Source organism: Janthinobacterium sp. CG_23.3, assembly GCF_046115965.1.
GTDB lineage: Bacteria > Pseudomonadota > Gammaproteobacteria > Burkholderiales > Burkholderiaceae_D > Janthinobacterium.
The window spans coordinates 1-1,305 of the sequence record NZ_JBJXIB010000271.1 but is presented as its reverse complement, the minus strand read 5'-3'; the positions used below and the strand labels follow the sequence as shown (position 1 = coordinate 1,305).

The following is a 1,305-nucleotide window of genomic DNA, read 5'->3' as shown; positions in this document are numbered from 1 at the left end:
GGAACAAAAGACCCCACTCCCCCCCCCCTCCCCCCCCCCCCGCCCCCCCCCCCCCCCCCCCCCCCCCCCCCCCCCCCCCCCCCCCCCCCCCCCCGCCGCCCTGCTGGCCGGGCAGGCTTATTGGGATTATGCGGCCCAGCGCGGCGCCTGGCAGTTGCTGCTCGACGAGGCGCCCCCGGTGGCGGAGCAAGCGGCCGCCGCCGACGCCGCCGGGGACGAGCTGGCCGGCAAGGCGAAGCACCTGGCCGGCGTGCACAGGGCGCTGGCGAGCCCGTGGGAAGCCTTGTTCGGCGCCGTCGAAGCGGTCCCGGCCGAGGGCGTGGCGCTGCTGGGCGTGTCGGCTGACGCCGACACGCGCGAACTCCTCATCAGCGGCGAAGCGCGCGACATCCGGGCGCTGCACGCGTATATGCAGCAACTGGGCAAGGCGCCGGGACTCGGCGCCGTGCACCTTGCCTCGCACGAGCTGCAGGCGCGGGAGGGTGGCCAGCCGGTGCTGCGTTTTTCCTTCATGGCCAACTGGCGCGCGGCCGCCGCGGCGGCGCCCGCCGAGGAGCGCCGGTGACGCGCGCGCTGTGGTATCTGCGGCGCTGGCTGGTGCAGGCCGGCCCGGCGCGGCTGGCCAGCGTGGCGCTGCTGCTCGGCGCCGCCCTGCTGCACTGGGCCGTCACGCTGCCCGGCGCGGCGGCGCTGGCCGAGGAACAGCAACGCCACCGGCAGGCACAGGCCGCGACGGCGCGCGCGCACGCGTCCGACGCCGGCCGCGCAGCGGAACAGGCGCAGGTCGCCGGCCTGCTGGCGCGTTTTCCGGCGGGCGGCAACGAGGCGCTCGGCGCGGCGGTCATCCAGGTCCAGGCCGCCGCCGACGCGCGCCGCCTGCTGATCGACAAGGGCAGTTACCAGTTCGGCGCCGACGCCGGCCACGGCGTCGAACGGTACAACTTCAGCCTGCCCGTCAAGGGCGCTTACCCGGCCGTGCGCGGCTTCGTGCGCCAGGTGCAGCGCGAGTTGCCGCACGTCGCGCTCGACAGTGCCAGTATCAGCCGCGCCGGCAGGGCCGACGCGGCCGTCGAAGCCCAGCTTCAGTTCTCCGCCTATTTCCGGAGCGCCCGATGAGTGCCCGGCCGTCCCGCCCGGCCATCCTCGGCGTCGGGCTCGGCCTGGCGCTGCTCGCCTCGGGCTGGACGTATTGGCGCGGCGCCGCCGCGCCGGCGCTGGCGACGGCGGCCGCGGTTGCGGTCACGCCGCCCGGCGCGCGCGCCGCGGCCCGCCAGCGCGCGCCGGGGTCGCCGCCGGAGATGGGGT

At 77.5% G+C, this 1,305-nt stretch carries 3 protein-coding genes; all 3 read left to right on the top strand.

Going from position 1 to position 1,305, the window contains the following annotated elements; all coding sequences use genetic code 11:
- Positions 1-565, top strand: a 565-nt coding sequence (locus ACFDR9_RS27720) for a PilN domain-containing protein (protein WP_409033078.1), incomplete at its 5' end; no start/stop codon positions are given.
- The gene (locus tag ACFDR9_RS27715; protein WP_017874514.1) at positions 562-1,116 is read left to right on the top strand and encodes a hypothetical protein; all 555 of its coding nucleotides are present in this window, start codon (positions 562-564) and stop codon (positions 1,114-1,116) included. The genes ACFDR9_RS27720 and ACFDR9_RS27715, both read left to right, overlap by 4 nt.
- The coding region (locus ACFDR9_RS27710; protein WP_409033077.1) for a hypothetical protein at positions 1,113-1,305 on the top strand (193 nt) is incomplete at its 3' end. The genes ACFDR9_RS27715 and ACFDR9_RS27710, both read left to right, overlap by 4 nt.